Source organism: Streptomyces capoamus, assembly GCF_014654935.1.
Taxonomy (GTDB): Bacteria; Actinomycetota; Actinomycetes; order Streptomycetales; family Streptomycetaceae; genus Streptomyces; species Streptomyces capoamus.
The window spans coordinates 170,780-172,376 of the sequence record NZ_BNBF01000002.1 but is presented as its reverse complement, the minus strand read 5'-3'; the positions used below and the strand labels follow the sequence as shown (position 1 = coordinate 172,376).

Annotated in this window: 2 protein-coding genes; one reads left to right on the top strand and one right to left on the bottom strand. The window is 80.2% G+C overall.

The window, feature by feature from the left end:
* Positions 1-63 precede the first annotated feature (63 nt).
* Complete coding sequence (locus IE312_RS38695) at positions 64-684, top strand: hypothetical protein (protein WP_229899022.1); 621 nt, start codon at positions 64-66, stop codon at positions 682-684.
* A gap of 10 nt (positions 685-694) precedes the next feature.
* On the opposite strand, the gene IE312_RS04310 is transcribed toward IE312_RS38695, so the two are convergent.
* The coding region (locus IE312_RS04310; protein WP_229899021.1) for a hypothetical protein at positions 695-1,597 on the bottom strand (903 nt) is incomplete at its 5' end.

Genomic DNA, 1,597 nt, shown 5'->3' with positions numbered 1-1,597 from the left:
GCGACCGCGGCGACGCCGGCCCCTGCGGCGGCGGGGCCGAGGCAGGCGGGAGGCTCGGGGACGGTGGCTGTCACGGCCGCGGACGCGGTCCCGGCCGACGACGCACCGGGCACGGCCGCCGGCGACGGCGGGGACGGGGCCGACACGGCCGCGGGCCGGTTCAGGCTCTGGGGGAGGGGCGACGGGGGTACGGCCGCCCGGGCGGACGGTACGACCGGAGCGGACGAGGAGATGCTGTACGAGGCCCTGCCCGCCGCCGACCCGTTCCCGACCTCGTACCCGAGTCCCCTGCCCACGCCGCCCGCCGGGCCGTTCCCGGCGGGCTGGCACGACGACGTCGCCCGGGCCTCACGCTGGGCGGCCCTGAGGGAGGCGGCGGGCCCCCCGGAGCACGGCGCCGGCACCGCTCCCCGGCCGGACCCGGCCTCCCACCCGGACCTCCCGCCCGGGCCGGGCCTCGCGAACCTGCCGGACCCCGCGCCGGGACCGCACCCCGCACCCCGCCCGGAACCCGTGCCCGAGCCGCATCCCGCACCCCGCCCGGACCCCGCGACCCGAGTCGATCCCGGCCCCGGATCCGACCCCGAGCCTGCGCCCGGCCCGGAGCCCTGCCCCGCGCCGGATCGCGAGCCCCAGCCCGGCGTCGATCCGCCCCCCGGGCGTGGGCCGGGGGACGTCGGGTGAGAGGCGTCGGTCAGCTGTCGTCCACGCCCAGGACGCCGCGCAGCTCCCGGGGCAGCAGCGTGTCGCAGGACTGCTTGGCCTCATGGGTGAGGGCGTCGTTCACGCAGGTGTAGTAGTCGCGGTAGACGAGCTGCACGGTGAACGTGGACGCCACCAGGACCAGGGCCAGGGACGCCGTGACCAGGCCGCTGACGGCGGCCGTCGTCTGGGGGCGGCCGGCCTGGGCCGCCGCGGCCGCCGGGGCGTCCGGAGCCGGACGGCGCGGCTTGGCACGCAGCGCGCTACTGCCCCAGTACAGGGCCAGCGCGCCCAGCAGCAGCGCCACATAGGGCCAGCTGAACAGGGCGAAGAAGACCGACCACATGCCGGAGAGCAGGGCGTACCGCGCGCGGCGCTGGGCCGGGTCCGTCGGGTCCCAGCGCATGCCGGGACCGGCCGGTCCGCCGGGCTCCTGCGGGCCGCCGCCCGGCCGCTGGCCGAAACCGTCGGGGGAGCGGCCGGGCTGCCGGTCGCTCCACTGGCTGCCCCACGGCGAGCCACCGCCCGGCCCCCGGCCGCCGCCAGGACCATGACCGCCCCCGGCAGGCCCGTATCCCGGGCCACCCGGGCTCTGCCCCTGTCCCTGTCCTGGCCCGTACCCAGGCCCCGCACCCTGCCCGTGTCCGTGCCCCTGGCCGGTGCCGGGCGCGCCGCCGGGATGGCGTGGCTGCCACGGACGGTCCGGGGCGCCCTCCGGCGGCGGTGCGAACGGATTGTCGTCCTGCGGCCCTCCGCCGCGCCCGGAGTCGCCCTGCTCCGAGCCGCCGCGCCCGGAGCCGTCCTCCGAGCCGCCCTGCCCGCCGGGACCGCCCCGCGGCGTCTCGGTGGGCGGTGTGGTCGGGCGCTCCCGCAGCAGCGCGGCGCCACGCTCGCC